This is a genomic window from Streptomyces sp. NPDC029139, from assembly GCF_055564335.1.
On sequence record NZ_JBVHWN010000015.1, the window covers coordinates 138,337 to 160,230 of the forward strand.

General features: G+C 74.0%; 17 protein-coding genes and 1 pseudogene. 9 read left to right on the forward strand and 9 right to left on the reverse strand.

The features are described 5' to 3' along the window. Window positions 1–270 precede the first annotated feature (270 nt). Both ACZ4VW_RS27835 and fxsA read left to right on the forward strand, forming a co-directional pair. On the forward strand, window positions 271–1,050 hold the full coding sequence (locus ACZ4VW_RS27835) for a polyprenol monophosphomannose synthase (RefSeq protein ID WP_467967035.1): 780 nt from the start codon (window positions 271–273) through the stop codon (window positions 1,048–1,050). Window positions 1,051–1,117: 67 nt separating this feature from the next. Next, the gene (gene fxsA / locus ACZ4VW_RS27840) at window positions 1,118–1,705 is read left to right on the forward strand and encodes an FxsA family membrane protein (RefSeq protein ID WP_467967037.1); all 588 of its coding nucleotides are present in this window, start codon (window positions 1,118–1,120) and stop codon (window positions 1,703–1,705) included. An 84-nt stretch (window positions 1,706–1,789) separates the two neighbouring features. On the opposite strand, the gene ACZ4VW_RS27845 is transcribed toward fxsA, so the two are convergent. The 4 genes from ACZ4VW_RS27845 to yczE all read right to left on the reverse strand — a co-directional run bounded on the left by ACZ4VW_RS27845 (window position 1,790) and on the right by yczE (window position 5,266). Next, window positions 1,790–2,164 carry an RNA polymerase-binding protein RbpA gene (locus ACZ4VW_RS27845; RefSeq protein ID WP_026278069.1) on the reverse strand — a complete coding sequence of 125 codons (375 nt, stop codon included), beginning with the start codon at window positions 2,162–2,164 and terminating at the stop codon, window positions 1,790–1,792. A 255-nt stretch (window positions 2,165–2,419) separates the two neighbouring features. Next, a complete protein-coding gene (locus ACZ4VW_RS27850) occupies window positions 2,420–3,784 on the reverse strand; it encodes an MFS transporter (protein ID WP_467967039.1) in 1,365 nt (454 codons plus the stop codon). Between the two features lie 40 nt (window positions 3,785–3,824). After that, window positions 3,825–4,589: a glycerophosphodiester phosphodiesterase family protein gene (locus ACZ4VW_RS27855; RefSeq protein WP_467967041.1), complete on the reverse strand. Its 765-nt coding sequence runs from the start codon at window positions 4,587–4,589 to the stop codon at window positions 3,825–3,827. Further along, the gene (gene yczE / locus ACZ4VW_RS27860; protein ID WP_467967043.1) at window positions 4,586–5,266 is read right to left on the reverse strand and encodes a membrane protein YczE; all 681 of its coding nucleotides are present in this window, start codon (window positions 5,264–5,266) and stop codon (window positions 4,586–4,588) included. Before yczE ends, ACZ4VW_RS27855 begins: the two co-directional genes overlap by 4 nt. A gap of 104 nt (window positions 5,267–5,370) precedes the next feature. Here yczE and ACZ4VW_RS27865 point away from each other — a divergent pair, with 104 nt between their 5' ends. Then, window positions 5,371–6,870, forward strand: a complete 1,500-nt coding sequence (locus ACZ4VW_RS27865) for an SCO1417 family PLP biosynthesis transcription factor (protein WP_467967045.1) — start codon at window positions 5,371–5,373, stop codon at window positions 6,868–6,870. Between the two features lie 129 nt (window positions 6,871–6,999). On the opposite strand, the gene ACZ4VW_RS27870 is transcribed toward ACZ4VW_RS27865, so the two are convergent. Together ACZ4VW_RS27870 and ACZ4VW_RS27875 are read right to left on the reverse strand one after the other, a co-directional pair. Further along, a complete protein-coding gene (locus ACZ4VW_RS27870; protein WP_467967047.1) occupies window positions 7,000–8,850 on the reverse strand; it encodes a hypothetical protein in 1,851 nt (616 codons plus the stop codon). Window positions 8,851–8,887: 37 nt separating this feature from the next. Beyond that, window positions 8,888–9,082, reverse strand: coding sequence for a hypothetical protein (locus ACZ4VW_RS27875; RefSeq protein ID WP_046907412.1), 195 nt, complete (start codon window positions 9,080–9,082; stop codon window positions 8,888–8,890). A gap of 348 nt (window positions 9,083–9,430) precedes the next feature. Here ACZ4VW_RS27875 and ACZ4VW_RS27880 point away from each other — a divergent pair, with 348 nt between their 5' ends. From ACZ4VW_RS27880 to ACZ4VW_RS27905, 6 genes and pseudogenes are all read left to right on the forward strand, one after another. Next, a complete protein-coding gene (locus tag ACZ4VW_RS27880; RefSeq protein WP_467967049.1) occupies window positions 9,431–9,823 on the forward strand; it encodes an ankyrin repeat domain-containing protein in 393 nt (130 codons plus the stop codon). A gap of 243 nt (window positions 9,824–10,066) precedes the next feature. After that, on the forward strand, window positions 10,067–11,482 hold the full coding sequence (locus tag ACZ4VW_RS27885) for a HEAT repeat domain-containing protein (RefSeq protein WP_467967051.1): 1,416 nt from the start codon (window positions 10,067–10,069) through the stop codon (window positions 11,480–11,482). A 330-nt stretch (window positions 11,483–11,812) separates the two neighbouring features. After that, window positions 11,813–12,976, forward strand: a complete 1,164-nt coding sequence (locus tag ACZ4VW_RS27890; protein WP_467967053.1) for a glycosyltransferase family 4 protein — start codon at window positions 11,813–11,815, stop codon at window positions 12,974–12,976. Continuing rightward, window positions 12,973–14,319, forward strand: coding sequence for a glycosyltransferase (locus ACZ4VW_RS27895; protein WP_467967055.1), 1,347 nt, complete (start codon window positions 12,973–12,975; stop codon window positions 14,317–14,319). Before ACZ4VW_RS27890 ends, ACZ4VW_RS27895 begins: the two co-directional genes overlap by 4 nt. 596 nt (window positions 14,320–14,915) lie before the next feature. After that, window positions 14,916–15,767: pseudogene (locus ACZ4VW_RS27900) on the forward strand (SGNH/GDSL hydrolase family protein); the annotation flags it as partial. Beyond that, window positions 15,764–19,498: a hydantoinase B/oxoprolinase family protein gene (locus tag ACZ4VW_RS27905; protein WP_467967057.1), complete on the forward strand. Its 3,735-nt coding sequence runs from the start codon at window positions 15,764–15,766 to the stop codon at window positions 19,496–19,498. The pseudogene ACZ4VW_RS27900 and the gene ACZ4VW_RS27905, both read left to right, overlap by 4 nt. Before the next feature lie 49 nt (window positions 19,499–19,547). Here the strand turns inward: ACZ4VW_RS27905 and ACZ4VW_RS27910 are convergent, their stop codons facing one another. From ACZ4VW_RS27910 to ACZ4VW_RS27920, 3 genes are read right to left on the reverse strand one after another with little or no spacing between them, the layout of a single operon-like run. Continuing rightward, window positions 19,548–20,411, reverse strand: coding sequence for a 5-oxoprolinase subunit C family protein (locus ACZ4VW_RS27910; RefSeq protein ID WP_467967059.1), 864 nt, complete (start codon window positions 20,409–20,411; stop codon window positions 19,548–19,550). Next, complete coding sequence (gene pxpB / locus ACZ4VW_RS27915; RefSeq protein WP_467967061.1) at window positions 20,408–21,073, reverse strand: 5-oxoprolinase subunit PxpB; 666 nt, start codon at window positions 21,071–21,073, stop codon at window positions 20,408–20,410. Before pxpB ends, ACZ4VW_RS27910 begins: the two co-directional genes overlap by 4 nt. Next, window positions 21,070–21,834, reverse strand: coding sequence for a LamB/YcsF family protein (locus ACZ4VW_RS27920; protein WP_467967063.1), 765 nt, complete (start codon window positions 21,832–21,834; stop codon window positions 21,070–21,072). The genes pxpB and ACZ4VW_RS27920 overlap by 4 nt, the downstream gene beginning before the upstream one ends. Window positions 21,835–21,894: the final 60 nt, after the last annotated feature.

The window sequence follows — 21,894 nt, forward strand, 5'->3', positions numbered from 1 at the left end:
GGTTCAGCGCCCGCGCCTCGGGGGCGAGGGAAGGTTTCTCCGGCGGAGGGTGCGACCCGGGTGGGGCCCGGACGTTCAGTAGACAACGGCTCTCGGTCGACCCGCAGCCAGCGGGTTCCAGGTCGGCCCGAAGGGCGCCGGGCCCCGATCCGCACACCATGCGCGACGCCGGTCCGCACCGGCACCCGCCCCCAACCAGCCCCGCCGCGCCCTGGCCGCGAGCGGGGCTCGCTATGGTGGGGGTTCGCGTATGTATCCGAAGGGGCAGCAGTGAACGACGGTGGCCAGAGGCGTTACGGCCCGCTCGGCAGAGCCTTGGTGATCATTCCGACCTACAACGAGGCGGAGAACATCAAGCCGATCGTCTCGCGCGTACGGGCGGCCGTACCGGAGGCGCACATCCTCGTCGCCGACGACAACAGCCCCGACGGCACGGGAAAGTTCGCCGATGAGCTCGCCGCGGAGGACGACCACGTCCACGTCCTGCACCGCAAGGGCAAGGAAGGGCTCGGCGCCGCCTACCTCGCCGGCTTCCGCTGGGGCATCGAGAACGGCTACGGCGTTCTCGTCGAGATGGACGCCGACGGCTCCCACCAGCCCGAGGAGCTGCCCCGGCTGCTGACCGCCCTCAAGGGCGCCGATCTGGTGCTCGGCTCCCGCTGGGTGCCCGGCGGCCGGATCGTGAACTGGCCCAAGTCCCGCGAGTTCATCTCCCGCGGCGGCAGCCTCTACTCCCGCGTCCTGCTCGACGTGCCGATCCGCGACGTCACCGGCGGCTACCGGGCCTTCCGCAAGGAGACCCTGGAGGGCCTGGGCCTCCAGGACGTGGCCTCCGCCGGCTACTGCTTCCAGGTCGACCTGGCCCGCCGCGCCGTCGCCGCCGGTTACCACGTGGTGGAGGTCCCGATCACCTTCGTGGAGCGCGAGATCGGTGACTCCAAGATGAGCCGCGACATCCTGGTCGAGGCCCTGTGGCGGGTCACCGGCTGGGGTCTGACGGCCCGTGCGAAGAAGGTCGGCACGCTGCTCGGCCGCAAGTCCGGCCGCTGATCCCGCCCCCGCTGCCCTGATCGGTCCTTTACGGCGTTCCTGCGACGCGCCAGGCACACTGGGGGGCATGACCAACGGCTCACCGCCTCCCCTCGCCCCCAAGCGCTCCCGCGCGCGTACGTTCCTCCTGCCGGCCCTCGCCGCCTGGCTGGTCCTCGAGATCTGGCTGCTCACGGTGGTGGCGGGCGCGGTGGGCGGGCTGACGGTCCTCGGTCTCCTGGTCGGCGGCGCCGTCCTCGGCACCGTGGTGATCAAGCGGGCCGGGCGCCGTGCCTTCAAGAACCTCACCGACACCTTCCAGCAGGCCCAGGCGGCGGCACAGGGCGGCGTCGCGCCGACGGCGGCCGAGCGGGCCGCCGCGAGCGGCGACCGCAACGGCTTCCTGATGCTCGGCGGGCTGCTGCTGATGATCCCCGGCCTGATCTCCGACGTGGCCGGTCTGCTGCTGCTCGTCCCTCCCGTGCGCTCCTTCCTCGGCCGGTACGCCGACCGGGCCGCCGAACGCCGGATGAACGCCGCCCCTCCCGGCAGCCTCCAGGACGCCTTCCAGCAGGCCCGGATGCGCCGGCCGGACGGCAAGGTCGTCCAGGGCGAGGTCATCCGCGAGGACGCGCCCCAGGGGTCGCGGGAGCCGCGTCCGCCTCTGACGCCGTGACGCTCCGGACATGACGACGCCGCGGGGCCCGGTACACACAAGGTGCACCGGGCCCCGCGGCGTCGCTTCGGCCGTGCCGTCCGCCTAGGCGGACTTGCGGCTGTCTCGTGGATGTACGGCGATGTTCATGGCGCCGGAACGAAGGACCGCCAGCCTTTCGGCCAGGACCTCCTCCAGCTCCTCGCGGGTGCGCCGCTCCATGAGCATGTCCCAGTGCGTACGCGCCGGCTTGCCCTTCTTCTCCTCGGGGCCGTCCCCGTCCACCAGGAGTGCCTGGCTGCCGCAGACCTTGCACTCCCACTCCGGCGGAATTTCCGCTTCCACCGAGAAGGGCATCTCAAAACGATGGCCCTTCTCGCATGCGTACTCCACGGCCTGGCGCGGGGCCAGATCGATGCCGCGGTCGGTCTCGTAGCTGGTCACCACGAGGCGCGTGCCGCGAAGAGCTCGCTCACTCATGAATCGTGCCTCCCGGGCTTGTCGCCCACAGGACAGGTGTCGCTGTCGTCGTCATCCGGTCAACGTCCGGTCGGCGGTAAAGATTCCCGTTCCGGGTCATGCGTCGCCCGTCGTGCCGCCCCTTGTTCTACCCACCAGTGCCCGGTTTGTCACATCTGACAGTAGATGTCACCCAGCGTCTTCACTAAAGCAGCACGCAGTAACGGTCCGCCTGGCAGGCCAAAGGCGTACACTACCGGCCTTTCACTGCCGCGTCTAAATCCGCTCCGGAACCGGGTTGCCCGCGGCGGCCACGGCACGCCGCACCGGTACCCGCAGGAGCAGCACGAAACCGGCCGCGAAGAAGATCACGAGAGAGATGATGGCATCCCGGTAGCTCCCGGTCAGCTGATACGCGAGACCGAACACGAGTGGCCCAAGCCAGCTCAGGCCCCGGTCGCTCATCTCGTACGCCGAGAAGTACTCCGCCTCCTTGCCGCGCGGCACCAGATGGGAGAAGAGCGAACGGGACAGCGCCTGGCTTCCGCCGAGGACGAGACCGATCGCCGCCGCGAGACAGAAGAAGGCCACCGGCGCGCCGGCGGGCAGGAAGTACCCGGCGATCAGGATCAGCGTCCAGACGGCCAGCGACCCGAGGATCGTGCGCTTGGCGCCGTAGGAACGCGCCATCCGGCCCATGCCGAGCGCCCCCACCACCGCGAGCACCTGGACCAGGAGCACGGCGACGATCAGCGTCGTCTGCTCCAGGCCCAGCTCCTGCTTGCCGTAGATCGACGCCTGCGAGATCACCGTCTGTACCCCGTCGTTGTAGACGAGATAGGCCAGCAGGAAGGAGAGCGTCAGCGGATGGCGGCGCATGTCCTTCAGCGTGGCGATCAGCTGCCGCCAGCCGCCGCCCACCGCACCCGCCCCGCCGTCCGTGCCGTGCGGCACGACGCGGCGGTCCCGCAGCCTGCGCAGCGGTACGAGGGTGAAGGCGCCCCACCACAGTCCGGCCGAGGCCAGACAGATCCGTACCGCCTCCCCCTCCGAGAGCCCGAACGCGTCGTGCCCGGAGTACAGGACCAGGTTGAGGACCAGGACCAGCGCCCCCGAGGTGTAGCCGAAGGCCCAACCGCGCGAGGAGACCGCGTCCCGCTCGTCCGGCTCGGCGATCTGCGGCAGATAGGCGTTGTAGAGCGCCATCGAGACCGCCAGCGAGGCGTTCGCCACGATCAGCAGGAACGCGCCGAGCAGATACCGGTCGCCGTCGAGGAAGAACATCCCGGCCGTGGCCGCCGCGCCGGTGTACGCCGAGACCGCGAGCAACGGCTTCTTGCGGCCCGTACGGTCCGCCGCGGCGCCCACCAGGGGCATCACGAGGACCGCCACCACGATCGAGGCCGAGACGGCGTACGCGAACAGCGAGCCGGCCCGCACCGGTATGCCCAGCGGATGGACGAACCCGTCGACGGCGGCCGCCTCGGCGACCGAGGTCAGGTACGGGCCCAGGAACACCGTCAGCACGCTCGTCGAGTACACCGAGCAGGCGAAGTCGTAGAAGTACCAGCCGCGTTGCTCGCGCCTGCGGTCGGCCGGATCGGCGGTGTGGCCCTCCGGCTCGGTGGTGTCGGCAGTCACGGCCCCGGCCCCCTCGTTCGTCCCCGTGGCGGGACGCGCGTCAGACCCACGCGCCCCGGGCGGTCAGCACTGCGCGCAGCGCCTCCAGATGATCGGTCATGATGCCATCCACCCCCAGGTCGAGGAGAGCGTTCATCCGCTCAGGATCGTTGACCGTCCATACGTGCACCTGCAGACCGCGGGCGTGGGCCTCGCGGACGAAACGGCGGTCGACCACCGGGATGCCGCCCTGGCTCTCCGGGACCTGCGCGGCCACCGCGCCCGAGCGCAGCGCCGCCGGGATGCCCCACGAGCGCAGCCGCAGACCGAGGACGCCCCTCACGCCGTACGAGGTCGCGAGGCGCGCTCCCGCGAGGCGCTGCGCCCGGGCCACCCGGCCCTCGGTGAAGGACCCCACGCAGACCCGGTCCCACGCCCCGGTCCTGCGGACCAGGTCGACCAGCGGGGCGAGCGACGACTCGGCCTTCAGATCGACGTTCCAGCGTGCCCGGGGAAACTCCTCCAGGAGCTCCTCGAAGAGCGGCAGCGGCTCCTTGCCCGCCACGCGCGCCTCGCGGACGGCGTGCCACGGGAGGTCGCGGATGCGGCCGGTGGCGTCCGTGACCCGGTCCAGCGTGGCGTCGTGGAAGGCGACCAGCGCGCCGTCCGCCGTGGTGTGCACATCCGTCTCGAAGTAGCGGTAACCGGCCGCGGCGGCCCGCCGGAAGGCGGCCGCGGTGTTCTCCAGGCCGTCCGCCGTGCCGCCGCGATGGGCGAACGGAAGCGGGGACGGGTGGTCGAGGTAGGGATGGCGTACGCGAGTCACCGCCGCAGTATGGCCTGCTCCGGTGTCCCCGGGGTGACCACGGTGCCGCGTACGTCCTCCCCGGGGATGGCGAACCGGCGCAGGAAGAACTGCGCGAGCGGGCCGATGCTCAGCGCGTACAGGACCGTGCCGACGCCGACCGAACCGCCGAGCAGGAAGCCGGTGGCGACCACCGCGACCTCGATGGACGTGCGGACCAGGCGGATCGAGCGGCCCGTGAGCCGGTGCAGCCCGGTCATCAGACCGTCGCGCGGGCCGGGACCGAAGCGGGCGGCGATGTAGAGACCGGTGGCCATGCCGTTGAGCACGATGCCGACGGCCAGCAGGGCGAGCCGCGCGGGGAGGCCGTGGACGTCCGGAACCAGCGCCAGGGTGCCGTCCATCGCCACCCCGATGACGAAGACGTTCGAGACCGTGCCCAGCCCCGGCTTCTGCCGGATCGGGATCCACAGGAGCAGCACCACCGCCCCCACGACGATCGAGACGACTCCGATGGTCAGCCCCGTCCGCTCGGCGAGACCCTGGTGGAGGACGCCCCAGGGTTCCAGCCCGAGCCCGCCGCGTACCAGCAGCGCCGAACTGATCCCGTACAGCGCCAGTCCGACATACAGCTGCGCGAGCCGACGGGTCAGGTGACGACCGGTGAGCCGGCCGCGAAGGCCGGAGGCGATGGACAAGGTGATGCCCCCTGTGTGTGGTGGTGGTGGACTGACTCATGACACTCTGTGGCGGGGGAACGCATGCCAACCATGGCCAATTCGATGAAGGTGGACTGACTTACATGGCTCAGTGGACCTCGGCCGTCGGGCCGGCCCAGCTGGCCCGGCAGCTCAAGGCGCAGCAGCCGCGTCCTGCCGGACCCGGGACGCGCAAGCCGCCCGCGTACCGCGCTCTGGCCGACGGCATCCGTCTCCTCGTCCTCGAGGGCCGCGTGCCCGTCGCGGCCCGGCTGCCCGCCGAGCGGGAGCTCGCGGTGGCGCTCACCGTCAGCCGTACGACGGTGGCGGCCGCGTACGAGGCGCTGCGCGCCGAGGGCTTCCTCGAGTCCCGGCGCGGGGCCGGCAGCTGGACCGCCGTACCGGCCGGGAACCCGCTGCCCGCGCGCGGGCTCGAACCCCTGCCGCCGGAGTCGCTCGGCTCGATGATCGACCTCGGCTGCGCGGCGCTGCCCGCGCCCGAGCCGTGGCTGACCCGGAGCGTCCAGGGCGCCCTGGAGGAGCTGCCGCCGTACGCCCACACGCACGGGGACTACCCGGCCGGCCTGCCCGCGCTGCGGCAGACGCTCGCGGACCGGTACACCGAGCGGGGCATCCCGACCATGCCCGAGCAGATCATGGTCACCACCGGCGCGATGGGCGCCATCGACGCCATCTGTCATCTCTTCGCAGGCCGCGGCGAGCGGATCGCCGTCGAGTCGCCGTCGTACGCCAACATCCTCCAGCTCATGCGCTCGGCGGGCGCCCGGCTCGTGCCCGTCGCGATGGCCGAGGGGCTGACCGGCTGGGACCTGGGCCGCTGGCGGCAGGTGCTGCGCGACGCCGCGCCGCGCCTCGCGTACGTCGTCGCCGACTTCCACAACCCGACGGGCGCCCTCGCCGACGAGGACCAGCGGAGGCAGCTCGTGGACGCGGCCCGTTCGGCCGGCACGGTCCTCGTCGTCGACGAGACGATGTCCGAGCTGTACCTGGAGAACGGCCTGGAGATGCCGCGGCCCGTCTGCGCCTTCGACCCGGCGGGCGCGACGGTCCTCACGGTCGGCTCGGCGAGCAAGGCGTTCTGGGCGGGCATGCGCATCGGCTGGGTGCGGGCCGCGCCCGATGTCATCCGCTCGTTGGTGGCGGCGCGTGCCTACGCGGACCTGGGCACCCCGGTCCTGGAGCAGCTCGGCGTCAACTGGCTGATGCACACCGGAGGGTGGGAGCAGGCCGTCACCATCCGCCGCACCCAGGCGCGGGAGAACCGCGACGCGCTGGTCGCGGCGGTGCGGGCCGAGCTTCCGGAGTGGGAGTTCGAGGTCCCGCGCGGGGGGCTGACGCTCTGGGTCCGCACGGGCGGCCTGTCCGGCTCGCGGATCGCCGAGGTCGGCGAGCGGGTGGGCGTACGGGTCCCGTCCGGGCCGCGCTTCGGTGTGGACGGCGCCTTCGAGGGGTACGTCCGGCTGCCGTTCACCGTGGGCGGTCCGGTCGCCGAGGAGGCCGCCGCACGACTGGCGGCGGCGGCCCGCCTGGTGGAGTCGGGCGCGGGGGCGGGCGTGGAGCCCTCGCGGGCGTTCGTGGCGTAGGGGATGTCCTGTCGATCTTGCCGGGCTCGCGGCGTGATCGACAAGACACCCCCCAGCGGCGCGACGCGGGAGGGCGGGTACGGATCCAGGTCCGTACCCGCCCTTCCACGTCCTCCGGAGGTCTCGGTCTCAGCCCTCCGCGGGCACCGGGGTGTGGCGCGGCGGCGGACCGTGTCCGGCCTCGGGCGCGGTGCGGGGTTCCGTCGCCACGGCGGGGGCCGGGACGGGGTCCGTCATGAGGGCGGGGGCGGGCACGGGGTCCGGCGCGAGCGCCGGGGCGGGCACGGGTTCCGTCATGAGGGCGGGGGCGGGCACGGGTTCCGTCATCGGGGCGGCCGGGCCGGCCACGGCGGCGTCGGGGCCGGGGCGGGGTTCCGTCACCACGGCGGGGCCGGGGGCCGTCAGGGAGGCGGCCGGGGGAGGGCCGGGGTCCGGGGCCGAGCCGGGGGCCGCCTCGACCGACGCCGCCGTGGCGGTCTGCCGCTCCGGCAGGAGCGCCAGTACGGCCTGACGGTGCGCCTCGCTCGTCGCGTCGTCGTACGGATCGGGCGTCGCCGGCACCTGCAGGCGCAGCACCTGGCCGGTACCGAGCCGGGCGTAGCCGCGGCCCGGCGGCACGACCGGGACCGGTGTGGTGTGCGGCTCGGCACCGAGCACCGAGGAGATCTGCCGGGCCGAGGCCGGGCCGAGCACGACCCGGGCGTGGGTGTGCGTCCGAACCGTCTCGCTCAGCGCGTCCACGCTGTCGAACTGCTCCGCCACCACCACGGTGACGTGCGCGGCCCTGCCGTGCCGCAGCGGCACCTGCAAGAGCTCCTGAGGGTCGGGACGGCCGTCCGCCGCCGCCAGGTGGCCGAGGACGCTCGGCCGGTCGAGCAGGATCCACAGCGGACGCCGGGTGTCCTCGGGCGCGGGGCGGCCCGCCTGACGGGCCCGGTTCGCGGCGATCAGCCGCCGCTCGGTCTCGTGCGCCGCCCACTCCAGGCTCGCCAGCGCGCCCGAGAGGCCGCACTCGACGGCCAGGACACCGGCGCGGCCGGTCAGGCAGGCGTACTCACCCGTGCCGCTGCCCTCCACGATCAGCACGTCGCCGTGCGGCAGGGCCTGCAGGGCGATGGAGCGCAGGAGGGAGGTCGTGCCGCTGCCGGGCTGGCCGACGGCGAGCAGATGCGGCTCCGTGGAACGCGGACCGGTACGCCAGACGACCGGGGGCGCGTCCCGCGGACCGTCGGCGGCCTGGACCGGCACCGTCCGCTGGACGGCGTCGGCGTCGGTGAAGCCGAGGACCGTCTCGCCCGGCACGGTGACGAAACGCTGGGCGGCGATCGTCGTCGGCAGGGCGGACAGCACGGTCATCACGAGCTGATTGCCCTCCTCGTCCCAGTCGAAGAGGTACTCGCGGCCGCGCCCGGACTTGGCGTGCAGCAGCTGCTCGATCCGGGCGCGGGAGGCCGCCTCCCCGTCGGTGAAGTAGGCGGGGTACTTGATGCGCAGGCGGGTCAGCCGCCCGCTGTCGTCGAAGGCGTGGTCCCCGAACGCGCCGCTCCAGTCGCCGCCGTGGGCGAAGAGCGGGGCGGGGTCCTCGGGGACGGAGAAGTACGGCACCAGCGCCTCGTAGAGGCCCTTGAGCCGCTCGATCTCGGCGTCGCCGGGTCCGGTCCTGACGACCGGGCGCTCCCGCCCCTTCCACGCTGCCGCGCCCATCACCGAGACCATGGCCAGCAGGGGCCCGTACGGGACGAGGGCGACGACGAGGACGCAGGCCGCGACCAGGAGCAGCGTGGGACCGCGCCGCTCCTTGGGGGTCGCGGCCCACCTGGCGCGCGCGGTCGCGGCCAGCTTCCGCAGACCACGCGTGATGGTGATCAGCGGATGGAGGACATCGGTGGCACTGTCGGCGGCCGTGCGCGCGATCTCTCGACTGCGAGCGATCCGGTCGCTGCCGCTGCTCAGAATGCGGGGGAGTGGTCGCCGGGCCACGTCGTACTCCTGAAGTTGTGGAAGGGGCCGAAGAGCGTCAGAACTTGATCCCGCCCAGCAGGCTGGCGAGACTCTGGCCGCCCGCGGTGATGCTCGGGGCGATGGCCGTACCGGCGAGGTAGAAGCCGAACAGCGCGCTGACGAGGGCGTGGGACGCCTTCATCCCGTCCTTCTTGAAGAACAGGAAGCAGATGATGCCGAGCAGGACCACGCCTGAGATGGACAGGATCATGAGGTGTTCTCCTGGTTGAGGGGACAGTCACCATGAGTCCTTCCAGGTTCACAGGAAGTATCTATGTGATTAAAGGTGCATAAGAGTGAAAGATGGTCGTTTTCACTTGACTGGCGGATGCGGGGGCCTGGCCCGGGTGGCGAAATGCACGGAGCGCGCTAGGTGATCTTTGCCGTGGACGTGCCCCGTCATGTCGCGGGACGAGCAGTACCCTGTCGATTCACTCGTACGGCCCTCGTGTGCCGTGCGCAGGTCACAGGGACGACGTCCAGGCCGCGAGCGCGAGGCGCACCTCACGCGCGCGGCACGGATCACATGCACGACGGAACGGAAAGGCGGACACGTCCGATGAGCGAGACTCCGGACCCCGAGGTCATCGAGCTGGCAGGCAAGGTCTTCGACCTCGCGCGCACAGGGGACGCCGAGACTCTGGCCGCCTACGTCGACGCCGGCGTACCGGCCGATCTCACCAACGACCGGGGCGACTCCCTCGTCATGCTCGCCGCCTACCACGGGCACGCGGAGGCCGTCACCGCCCTGCTGGCCCGGGGCGCCGACGCGGACCGCGCCAACGACCGCGGCCAGACCCCGCTCGCCGGCGCGGTCTTCAAGGGCGAGGACGCCGTCGTCCGCGCGCTGCTCGCCGGCGGCGCAAATCCGGAAGCGGGGACTCCGTCTGCCGTGGATACTGCTCGGATGTTTGGGAAGGCAGATCTCCTGGAGCTGTTCGGCAACCGCTGAAGATCCAGGTGAACGGGCACTGAACCCCAGGTGAGAGCGGTGTCGTAAATGTGGTCGCGGTGGCGAAATGGCTGGGTCATCATGACGTCGGGCCCGCAAGGGGCCACCGACGAGAGGCAGAGGAAGATGGTCAACACCAAGCGAAGGACGACGGGCGGCCCTCCATGTTGCTGCGCGGCCTAGGCGATCACCACCCCCCGGTACTCCCCGGTCGTGTCGACAGCTTGATGTGAGGCATCTTCCATGTTCGAACCAGTCATAGCGCCGAGCGGCACCCTGCTCGGCCTGCTGCAGAGGGGCCGCGGCGACGGCACCCTGCACGCCCTCGCCGCGCCACGCGCCGAGGCCCTCGCGGCCCTCGACCACTGCGTTCTCAGCGACCCGCGCCAGGACTGGCAGGTCGAGAACCGCTCCCTCTACTACGCACGCCTGTACCTCGACCTGCACGGCGGGCTCGGCGAGATCGAGGCCCACCTCTTCGGGGCCGAAGACCACTTCGACACCGACGAGAACAGGACCGGGCTCGCGCTCGCCGTCCTGGGGCACCTCGCCTCCTACGGCCGCCAGGACGCCCTGGTGCTGCTCCGGCGGTACGCCGCGACCGGCGCCAACTGGGCGTGGGCGCTCGACGAACTCGCCCTGCGCGACGACGACGCCGGACTGCGCGCGCTCGCCGTCCCGGTCCTCGCCCGGTTCCCGGCCGGCCCGGAGGGCGACGCCGAGCTGGCGAGCACCGTACGGGACGCCTTCGAGCCCCGGCCGTGGCGGCTGTGGGCCGAGGACCGGCGGGACGCCGTCGGCGCCCGCGTCCGGGCCGCCCAGGAACAGGGCTCCTTCGATCGCTGGCAGCGCCAGATGCGACCGAGCGGGCCCCGGCCCGGCTGGAGCGTCCAGGCGGTCTTCGACTGGGCCCAGGAGGGTCTGGAGCGCGGCGCCGTGCTGCACGGGCCCGCCGCCCGCTGCCTGACCGCCGTCGCCGGGCCCGAGGACCGGCCCGTCATCGTCGAGGCCGCCCGCAGCGGACCCGACGGGGCGCGCTGCGCCGCCCTGCACTACCTCGCCGAGTCACGCGACCCCGCCGTGCTCGACCTCATCGAGGCCGCCGCCGGCAGCGGCTCCCGTACCGTCGCCGAGGCCGCCGTCGCCGCGTTCGAGCGCATGTGCGGCGAGGCCGCCGTCGACCGGGCCCGCGGCTGGGTGCACCGGCCCGACGCGCTCGGCGCGGCCGCCGCGGGCGTCCTCGCCTGCCGGGGCGGTGCCCAGGACGCCATGCTCGTCCTCGGCGCCCTGCGCGAGACGGTCAGGGCCGATGGCCCCGACGCGACCGCCCTCTACCCGCTCGTCGACGGCGCCGGCCGCCTCGGCATCGCCTGCGCGGCCCCCGTACTGCGCCACGTCTACCGAGAGACGGCCTCCTCCCACCTGCGCGGCCGCACGGCCCGCGCCCTCGCGGCCACCGACCCGACTTTCGCGACGGGTTTCGCCGTCGAATGCCTCTGGGACTGCGAGGAGACCACGCGCGAGGTCGCGGCGCTGCACGCCGAGACCGGTGACGTACGGGTCGCGGAGCGATTGCGCCGCCTGGCGGCCGACCCGGCCGAGGAGGCCGAGGTCCAGACGGCGGTCCGCAACCGGATAGGGCCGGACCTCCAGGTCTGAGCGGGCGGTCGGCGACCTGACAGGGCCGGGCCGCTAGGTCTGAGCGGGCGGTCGGCGACCTGACAGGGCCGGGCCTCCGGGGCTGAGCGGAGCCGCTCGCCCGCCCCGCCCCGGCGGAGGGCGCTCCGTCGCGGGGACTCCTGCCGGAGGGCGTCCTGCCGGAGGGCGTCTGCCCGAGGGTGGGGCGCGGCGGCGGTGGTCGGGCTCTGGCCCCGCCAGGCCCGGCTCGAGACCCGGGCCGGGCCTGGCGGGGCAAACGCTCATGGGACGTTCCCCGGCCGTCCAGATCCACGTCGGCGGGAACACGCCGGGCGCGACGACAACACGGGTATGCGTGTCGTCATCGTCACCGAATCCTTCCCGCCCGATGTCAATGGTGTGGCGCACTGCGCCCTGCAGACCGCGCGCCACCTCGTCCGCCGCGGCCATGACCCGCTCGTCATCGCCCCGGCCGTACCCGCGTCCGCGACCGAACCCACGACCGGCTCCGTGGCCGGGCCCGCCGCCCCGCCGGACTCGGACGCGCCCTGCCCCGTCGTGCGCGTACCGTCCCTGCCCCTGCCCGGCTACCCCCAGGTGCGCGTCGCCCTGCCCAGCCGCCGTACGGCCGCCGCCATCGCCGCACACCGAGCCGACCTCGTGCACCTGGCCAGCCCCTTCGTCCTGGGCGTCCGCGGGATGACGGCCGCACACCGGCTCGGACTGCCCGCCGTCGCCGTCTACCAGACCGACCTCGCCGGCTACGCCCGCACCTACATGGGCACGGGCGAGGGCGCCGCCTGGCGCCGGCTCCGGGCCGTCCACGGCGCCGCCGACCGCACCCTCGCGCCGTCCACTGCCGCCGCGCGCGACCTGGAGACCCACGGCATCGGCCGCGTACGCCTCTGGCGCCGCGGTGTGGACACCGCCCGCTTCCGCCCCGGCCTGCGCGACGAGGCGCTGCGCCGCGCGCTCGCCCCGGGCGGCGAGCTCCTCGTCGGCTACGTCGGCCGCCTCGCCCCCGAGAAGCGCGTCGAACTCCTCTCCGGAGTGTGCGGACTGCCCGGCGTCCGCGTCGTGGTCGTCGGCGACGGTCCGAGCGGTCCCGGGCTGCGGGCCGCCCTCCCCGGCGCCGAGTTCCTCGGCCGCCGTACCGGCAGCGACCTGGCGAGGATCTTCGCCTCGCTGGACGTGTTCGCGCACACCGGTCCGTACGAGACCTTCTGCCAGACCGTGCAGGAGGCGATGGCGAGCGGTGTCCCCGTGGTCGCCCCGGCCGCCGGCGGCCCGCTGGATCTCGTCGACCACCGGCGGACCGGACTGCTCGTCCCGCCGGACGACGCGACCGCGCTACGGGAGGCCGTCGCCTCCCTCGCCGCCGCACCGGGCTTGCGGGCCGCGTACGGGCGCGCCGGCCGGGCGGCGGTGGAGGGCCGGACCTGGGAGGCCGTGGGCGACGAGCTGATCGGTCACTACCTGCAGGTGCTGCGCGAGCGGACGGCGGTCGCGGCATGAGCGTCCTCAACTCCAGCGTTTCCGGGGCGAACGGGCTCGGCGGCCTCGCGGGCCTCACCGCTCACGACCTCACCGCTCACGACCTTGCCGTTCACGAGCTTGCCGTTCACGACATCACCGCTCACGACCTCCGTACGAAGGTCCCCGACGCGCGCGTTGCGGGCCCGTACGTCCCGGGCGGGCGCCGACCCCTGCGGATCGTCCGGCTCGCCAACTTCGTCACCCCGACCTCGGGCGGTCTGCGCACCGCCCTCGAACAGCTCGGCCGCGGCTACCTCGCCGCCGGTCACGAGCCCATCCTGATCGTCCCCGGGGACGTGGCGAGCGACCAGGTCACCGACCAGGGGCGGGTCATCACCCTGCCCGGTCCCGTGCTGCCCGGGACCGGCGGCTACCGGGTCCTCGCCGACCGGCGGCGCGTACGCCGACTCCTCGACGAACTCTCCCCGGACCGCTTGGAGGTCTCCGACCGCACGACCCTGCGCTGGACGGGGGAGTGGGCCAGGCGCGCCCGCGTGCCGTCGGTGATGGTCTCCCACGAGACCGCCGACGGGGTGCTGCGGACCTGGGGCGTACCGCGGGCCGCAGCCGCCCGCGCGGCCGACCGGCTCAACCGGCGTACGGCGTGGGCGTACGCGCGGATCGTGTGCACGACGGAGTGGGCGGAGCGGGAGTTCGTACGGATCGGGGCCCGCAATGTCGTACGGGCGCCGCTCGGCGTGGAGCTGGACCGCTGCCGGCCCGGGCGGCGGAGCAGCGTCCTGCGGGCCACGTACGCGGACGGCCAGCGGGTGCTGCTGGTGATGTGCTCCCGGCTCTCCGTGGAGAAGCGGCCCGGAACGGCACTGGACACGCTCGCCCATTTGAGGGCGTCCGGGGTCAGGGCGGGGCTCGTCGTGGCGGGCGACGGGCCGCTGCGCGGCGCGCTGGAGCGCCGGGCCAGGGACGAAAGGCTGCCGGTGCGCTTCCTGGGGCACGTCGCGAACCGGGAGGCGCTGGCCGACCTCCAGGCCGCCGCCGACCTGTGCCTGGCCCCGGGACCCGCTGAAACGTTCGGCCTGTCCGCGCTGGAGGCGCTCGCCTGCGGCACGCCGGTGGTCGCCAGTGCCTCCTCGGCCCTGCCGGAGATTCTCGGCGACGCGGGCGCCTGCGCCCCCGACGACCCCGCCGCCTTCGCGGCGAGCCTCCGCACCCTGCTCGACCGGCCGGAGAACGAGCGCCGCGCGGCGGCACGCGCGCGTGCCGAACTCTTCGGCTGGGACCGCTCGGTGGCCGCTTTCCTCCAGGCTCACGACGCGTCGCCCGCCTCGATCCTCGTCCCGCCACAGGGGGCCCGGACATGACGACCACCAACACCGCCCCGGGCGGCCCGAGCGCACCGGGCCCGTCAGCCCCCGACGCCGAACACGCCGTCGCGGCGCGCACAGTGCCCGACCGGTCCACCGACCGATCGGCCGTCGTACCGGCCGTCGTACCGGCGGGCGCGGTCACCCGCTCGGCGCCACGTCCGCCGACCGGGCCCCCCGGCCGCTCCGGACCTGCGCCCGGCCAAGCGTTCCGGCAGGCGGCGGCCGACCAGAGCGCCGGGTCCGAGGCGCCGCGGCGGGACGGGTCCGGGGGCCTCTCCGGCCCCGTGGCCGGACACGCGCGCGTGGAGGCCGTACCCACTCCGCGTCCGGCGTCGGCGCCCGGGCACGCGCGCGTGAGGCTCCTCCCGGTCCCGGTCCCGGTCCCGGTCCCGGTCCCGGTCCCGGTCCCGGTCCCGGTCCCGGACCCGGTCCCGCGCCCCGAGCCCCAGGCGCCCGGGCACGCGCGCGTGGGGCTCCTGCCGGTCCCGGACCCGCTTCCCGAGCCCGATACGCCTGGGCACGCCTGCCTGAGCACCCTCCCGGTCACGCGCGCCGATGCCCCGCCGCCGTCCTCCGCCACCGCGTCCGTCCTCCGCTTCGCCGTTCTGGGGGACTCCCTCAGCGAGGGTGTCGGCGACCCCGTCGACGGTGACTGGCGGGGGTGGGCCGCGCTGCTGGCCGAGGGCCTCGCCGGTCCCGCGCAGCGCGTCGAGTTCCGGAACTTCGCCGTCAGCGGCGCCCAGAGCCGTGAGGTCGCCGAGCAGCAGGCACCGGAGGCCGTGGCGTTCCGGCCGGATCTCGCCTCCGTCGTCGTCGGGGTCAACGACACCCTGCGCCACACCTTCGACATCGCCCGGCTCGCCCGCCGTCTCGACGGGGTCTGCGCGGACCTCACCGCGAGCGGAGCCGTACTCCTCACCGCCTGTCTGCCCGACCCCGGCCGGATGCTCGGCCTCCCCGGGCCCCTCGCAAGGCCGCTCGCCCGCCGCCAGAAAGCCGTCAACGCGCTCGTCCACGCCGTGTCCGCCCGCTACGACGCCGTCCATCTCCACCTCGCCGACCCGCTCTGGACCGACGACCGGTCCCTGTGGAGCGCCGACCGGCTCCACCCCGGCGAGCGCGGCCACCGGGCCGTCGCCGCACGATTCCACGCCCTCCTGACCGCCCGTGGTCTCGCCCATGGCGGGGCTCCCTCGCCCGACCCCGAGCAGCCCCCGCCGACCCGTACGGAGGCGCTGCTCTGGCTCGCCACCGCCGGCACCGGCTGGGTCGCCCGGCGCTGCCACGACCTGTTGCCCCAGTTGCTGCGCCTGGCCGGCGCCGAGCTGCGGCACTGGGCGGGCGGCACCGCCTCCCGGCTCGACCGGCGGGCCGAACAGGCCCTGTCCGCCGCGCTCGCGGCGGTGTCCCTGGACGCCCCGGTGGCCACAATGGGGGAATGACCGGGCGCTGGGAGTTCTGGATCGACCGCGGCGGAACCTTCACCGACATCGTGGGCCGACGGCCCGACGGGCGGCTCGTCACCCGCAAGCTCCTCTCGCACGACCCGGCCCGCCCCCAGGACGCCGCCGTCGCGGGAATCCGCCTCCTCCTCGGGCTCGCGCCCGACGAGCCGGTCCCCGCCGACCGGATCGACGTCGTCAAGATGGGCACCACCGTCGCCACCAACGCCCTCCTGGAGCGGCGCGGCGAGCCGACCGTGCTCCTCGTCACCGAGGGCTTCCGCGACGCCCTGCGGATCGCCTACCAGAACCGGCCCCGGCTCTTCGACCGCCACATCGTGCTCCCCGAGGCCGTCCACGAGCGGGTGATCGAGGTTCCCGAGCGGGTCGACGCCCACGGCCGCGTCGTCAGACCGCTCGACGAGGAGGCCGTCGCCGAGGAGCTGCGGGCGGCTCACCGCGACGGCTACCGCTCCGCGGCGGTCGTCCTCATGCACGGCTACCGCTGTCCCGCCCATGAGACCCGGATCGGCGACCGTGCCCGCGCGCTCGGCTTCACCCAGGTCAGTTGCTCCCACGAGGTCAGCCCGCTCATCAAGCTCGTGCCCCGCGGCGACACCACCGTCGTCGACGCCTACCTCTCCCCGATCCTGCGCCGGTACGTGGACGAGGTGGCCCGCGACCTCGCGGGGATCCGGCTGATGTTCATGCAGTCCAACGGCGGCCTGCGCGAGGCAGCCCGCTTCCGGGGCAAGGACGCCGTCCTGTCCGGACCGGCCGGCGGCGTCGTGGGGATGGCCCGCACCTCGGAGCAGGCGGGGTTCGACCGTGTCATCGGCTTCGACATGGGCGGCACGTCCACCGATGTGTCGCACTACGCGGGCGAGTTCGAGCGTGAACTGGGTACACAGGTCGCCGGCGTGCGGATGCGGGCCCCGATGATGCACATCCACACCGTCGCCGCGGGCGGAGGCTCCGTCCTCCACTACGACGGCCGGCGCTACCGCGTCGGCCCCGACTCGGCCGGCGCCGTTCCGGGCCCCGCCTGCTACCGCCGAGGCGGACCGCTCACCGTCACGGACGCCAACGTGATGCTCGGCCGCGTCCAGCCCGACCACTTCCCGGCCGTCTTCGGGCCGGACGGCGACCAGCCGCTCGACCCCGCCGTCGTACGCGAGAAGTTCACCGCCCTCGCCGCGGAGATCGGCGGCGGACGCACACCCGAGGAGGTCGCCGCCGGCTTCCTGGAGATCGCAGTGCTCAACATGGCCAACGCCGTCAAGAAGATCTCCGTCCAGCGTGGCCACGACATCACCCGCTACGCCCTCACCAGCTTCGGTGGCGCCGGCGGCCAGCACGCCTGCGCGGTCGCCGACGCCCTGGGCGTCGACACCGTCCTCGTACCACCGCTGGCCGGCGTGCTCTCCGCGTACGGCATAGGCCTCGCCGACGCCACCGCCATGCGCGAGCGGTCGGTGGAGGCGGAGCTCGACGCGCCCGGGACGTACGCGCGCGTGACGGAGCTGTGCGCCGAACTCGCCCGGAGGACCAGGGAGGAGCTGCGCGCCGACGGGCTGCCCGACTCCGCGATCACCACCCACGCGCGCGTGCTGCTGCGCTACGCCGGCACGGACGCGAGCCTCCAGGTCGACCTGGACGGCGCCGAGAAGATGGCGCGCGCGTTCACGGCCCTTCATCGCGCTCGGTACGCCTTCACCATGGAGAAGCCGCTCGTCGTGGAGGCCGTCTCCGTGGAGGCCGTGGGCACTGCCGGTCCGCACGGTCCGGTGGCCGTCGAGACGGGTGCACGGGACGGCGCTCTCGCACCGCGGGCGACGGTACGGATGTACGCCGCCGGGCCCTCCCTCGCCCCCGAACCCCGCGGCGGCTCCCGATCGGGCGCCCGTCCGGGCCCCGGCCGCGGCTCCGACCCGGCCGGAGCCTTCGACCCCGGCCGCGCCACCGACCCCACCGACCCCGCCGGCGCCACCGCGTCCGGCGCCGCGAAGGACACCCCGCTGTACCGGCGTGAGGACCTACGCCCCGGCGACACGGTCACCGGCCCCGCCGTCCTCGCCGAGGCCGACGCCACCACCGTCGTCGACCCCGGCTGGCAGGTCACGGGCGGCGACGGGGGACACCTGGTCCTCACCCGCGCACGGCCCCGCCCCGCGCGCGTCGCGGTCGGCACGGACGTCGACCCGGTCCTCCTGGAGGTCTTCAACAACCTCTTCATGTCGATCGCCGAGCAGATGGGCGTCCGCCTGGAGAACACCGCCCACTCCGTCAACATCAAGGAGCGACTCGACTTCTCCTGCGCCCTGTTCGACGCCGAGGGCAACCTCATCGCCAACGCGCCCCACATCCCGGTCCACCTCGGTTCCATGGGCGAGGCCATCAAGGAGGTGCTGCGGCGGGGCAGGGACTCGATCGAGCCCGGCGACGTCTACGCGATCAACGATCCCTACCACGGCGGCACCCACCTGCCGGACGTCACGGTCGTGACACCGGTCTTCGACGACGCCGGTGACGCGCTCCTCTTCCTCGTCGCCTCGCGCGGGCATCACGCCGAGATCGGCGGCATCACCCCGGGCTCCATGCCGGCGTTCAGCCGGACCGTCCACGAGGAGGGCGTCCTCTTCGACAACTGGCTGCTCGTACGGGACGGGCGGCTGCGCGAGGAGGAGACACGGGCCCTGCTGACCGGTGCGTGCCACCCCTCCCGGGACCCGGACACCAACCTCGCCGACCTGCGCGCCCAGATCGCCGCCAACGAGAAGGGCATCGAGGAACTGCGCGCCATGGTCGACCAGTTCGGCCTCGACGTCGTCCACGCCTACATGCGGCACGTCCGCGCCAACGCAGAGGAGTCCGTACGCCGGATCCTGGCCGGCCTCGGGGACGGCTCGTACCGCTACGAGACCGACGGCGGCGCGATCGTCCAGGTGGCGGTCCGCGTCGACCGCGAACGGCGCTCAGCCGTCATCGACTTCACCGGAACCTCCCCGCAGCAGCCGGGCAACGCCAACGCGCCGACCTCCGTCGTGACGGCCGCCGTCCTGTACGTCTTCCGCACCCTGGTCGACGACGACATCCCCCTCAACAGCGGCTGCCTGGAACCCCTGGAGATCCGCGTGCCGCCCGGCTCCATGCTCGCCCCCGCCTTTCCGGCGGCCACGGTCGCCGGAAACGTGGAGACCTCCCAGGCGGTGACCGGCGCCCTGTACGCGGCTCTCGGCGTCCAGGCCGAGGGCTCGGGCACCATGAACAACGTGACGTTCGGCAACGCGCGCGTGCAGTACTACGAGACGGTCGCGAGCGGCTCCGGCGCGGGGGACGGGTTCGACGGGGCCGACGCCGTCCAGACCCACATGACCAACTCCCGGCTCACCGACCCCGAGATCCTGGAGTGGCGCCACCCGGTCCGGGTGGACTCCTTCGCCGTACGCCCGGACAGCGGCGGGACCGGCCGATGGCACGGCGGCAACGGCGTCGAACGCCGCATCCGCTTCCTGGAACCGATGACCGTGACCCTGCTCACCGGCCACCGCAGGGTCCCGCCCTACGGCATGGCGGGCGGGCGGCCCGGGCTCCTGGGAGAGAACCTGGTCGAACGCGCCGACGGCACCGTCGAGCACCTCGGCGGCGTCGACACGGCCGAGGTGGGCCCGGACGACGTCCTGGTCCTGCGGACCCCGGGCGGCGGAGGCTACGGCCCCGCCCGGCCCTGACCGGACCACGAGCGCGCACGCGCCCCCGCCCAGGCCCGCCGGACGCCCCCTAACCCACGGGCACGAACCGCACCGCGGTCCCCGGCACCGCCTGCGCCGCCGCCGCCAGGTCGGACTCCCGTACCACCGCCACCACCGGATAGCCGCCCGTCGTCGGATGGTCCGCGAGGAAGACCACCGGCCGTCCGTCCGGCGGCACCTGCACCGCGCCGAGGACCATGCCCTCGCTGGGAAGCTCGCCGGTGAGGGCCCGCTCCAGCGACGGGCCCTCGGTGCGCAGGCCGATCCGGTTGCTCGACGGCGAGACGCGGTACGCGCGCGTGGCGAAGGTACGGAGCGCCGCACCGGTGAACCAGCCGTGACGCGGACCGAGCCGGACCCGCAGGACCAGTTCGTCCGGCGGGCCCGGCCAGGGCGGCGCGTCGACCGACCCCCGTACGGCCGATTCCACGCCCAGCGGCAGCACCGTCCCGTCGGCCAGCGGCGCCGGGCCGAGGCCGGACAGCAGGTCGGTGGCGCGGCTGCCGAGGACGGGGTCGACGGCGATCCCGCCGCCGAACCCCACGTACGTCCGCAGGCCGCGCACCGCCGGACCGATCTCGAGGAGCGCCCCGGCGGGGACACGTACCGCCGTGCCCCAGGCGGCCGGTCGCCCGGCGACGGAGACCGGGCACGGCGCGCCGCCCACCCCGACGGTCACCGCGCACCGGGGCCGCACCGCGCACCCGTTGACCGTGGTCTCAAGGACGGCCGCACCCTCGGGATTGCCGATCAGCCGGTTCACGAGACGCGCCGCCCCCGGGTCCAGCGCCCCCGAGCGGGGCACCCCCAGATGCGCGTGTCCGGTCCGCCCCAGGTCCTGCACGGTCGTCAGCGCCCCGGCCCGTACGACGGCGACAGCACGATCGGTCACCGGCTCTCCACGCTCTTCGTGCTCTTCACGCCTTTTTTCGGGTTCTCGACCACGAAACGCACCCGGGAGCCAGGCGTCAGAAGCGCGGCGGGCTCACGGTCCGCGTCCCACAGCACCGCGTCCGTCGAGCCGATGAGCTGCCAGCCGCCGGGTGAGGAACGCGGGTACACGCCCGTGTACGGCCCCGCCAGCGCCACCGACCCGGCCGGCACGGCCGTGCGCGGGGTGGCCCGGCGCGGCACCTGGTACTGCTCGCCGAGCCCGGTCAGATAGCCGAAGCCCGGCGCGAACCCGCAGAAGGCGACCCGGAACTCGGTGCCGGAATGAATCCGGACCGCCGTCTCCACGGACACTCCCCACAGCGCGGCGACTTCGGCCAGATCGGGACCGTCGTAGCGGACCGGTACCTCGACGGCCCGCTCCACGCGCGCGTGGAGCGGCGGAATCGTCCACTCCCGCAGCTGTCCGGCCAGCAGATCGGGCGCGTCGACTCCGTCGAGCAGCACCGTCCGCGCCGCCGGCACGATCTCCCGTACGGAGGGCAGCGAGCCGCCCGCCCGCCGGCGCAGCAGCTCGGCGTGGAACGCCTCCGTCTCCGTCCCGCTCGCCAGCTCGACGAGCAGCGCCCGCTCGCCCACCCGGAACACCCGCCGCGCCTTCATGCGAACGCCTCCACCCGCACACCGCTCGCCTCCAGCTGGGCGCGCACCCGCCGGGCGAGAACCACCGCGCCCGGGGTGTCACCGTGCAGGCAGAGCGACCGCGCCCGTACGGCGACGGACCGCCCGCAGTGCGCGGTCACGACCCCGAAGCGCGCCATGGACAGCGATCGCTCGACGACCTCCGCCGGGTCGGTGACGACGGCCCCCTCCTGCCCCCGTGGCAGCAGGGAGCCGTCCGCCCGGTACGCCCGGTCGCCGAACGCCTCGGCGACGACGGGCAGCCCCGCCTTCTCGGCGGCCTCGTGGAGCCGAGAGCCGGGAAGGCCGAGCACGGGAAGCGCGCCGCCCGCCAGGAGCACGCCGTCGACGACGGCGGCGGCCTGCTCCTCGTCGCGGACCACCCGGTTGTACAGGGCGCCGTGCGGCTTGACGTACGAGACCACCGAACCGGCGGCCCGGGCGAAGGCGCCGAGCGCGCCGATCTGGTAGGCGACCTCGGCCGCCAGCTCGTCGGCGGGCACGTCCATGGAGCGCCGGCCGAAGCCGGCCAGGTCCCGGTACGAGACCTGGGCCCCGATCCGTACGCCCCGCGCGGCCGCCAGCTCGCAGACCCGACGCATGGTGACCGCGTCCCCGGCATGGAAGCCGCAGGCCACGTTGGCGCTGGTGACCACGGAGAGCAGCTCCTCGTCGTCGGTCAGCGTCCAGCGGCCGAAGCCCTCTCCGAGGTCGGCGTTGAGATCGATCGAGGCCCAGGTCATGGTGGCTCTTCCTTCCTTCCCGGGAGGTGCGGTGGTGCGGTGGTGCGGCTGAAGGCGTGC

Coding starts and splice junctions, on each gene's coding strand:
- ACZ4VW_RS27895 (WP_467967055.1), top strand. CDS start 12,973: ATGAGCGTCCTCAACTCCAGCGTTTCCGGGGCGAACGGGCTCGGCGGC.
- ACZ4VW_RS27905 (WP_467967057.1), top strand. CDS start 15,764: ATGACCGGGCGCTGGGAGTTCTGGATCGACCGCGGCGGAACCTTCACC.
- ACZ4VW_RS27875 (WP_046907412.1), bottom strand. CDS start 9,082: ATGATCCTGTCCATCTCAGGCGTGGTCCTGCTCGGCATCATCTGCTTC.
- pxpB (WP_467967061.1), bottom strand. CDS start 21,073: ATGAAGGCGCGGCGGGTGTTCCGGGTGGGCGAGCGGGCGCTGCTCGTC.
- ACZ4VW_RS27885 (WP_467967051.1), top strand. CDS start 10,067: ATGTTCGAACCAGTCATAGCGCCGAGCGGCACCCTGCTCGGCCTGCTG.
- ACZ4VW_RS27890 (WP_467967053.1), top strand. CDS start 11,813: ATGCGTGTCGTCATCGTCACCGAATCCTTCCCGCCCGATGTCAATGGT.
- ACZ4VW_RS27920 (WP_467967063.1), bottom strand. CDS start 21,834: ATGACCTGGGCCTCGATCGATCTCAACGCCGACCTCGGAGAGGGCTTC.
- ACZ4VW_RS27865 (WP_467967045.1), top strand. CDS start 5,371: ATGGCTCAGTGGACCTCGGCCGTCGGGCCGGCCCAGCTGGCCCGGCAG.
- ACZ4VW_RS27845 (WP_026278069.1), bottom strand. CDS start 2,164: ATGAGTGAGCGAGCTCTTCGCGGCACGCGCCTCGTGGTGACCAGCTAC.
- fxsA (WP_467967037.1), top strand. CDS start 1,118: ATGACCAACGGCTCACCGCCTCCCCTCGCCCCCAAGCGCTCCCGCGCG.
- ACZ4VW_RS27880 (WP_467967049.1), top strand. CDS start 9,431: ATGAGCGAGACTCCGGACCCCGAGGTCATCGAGCTGGCAGGCAAGGTC.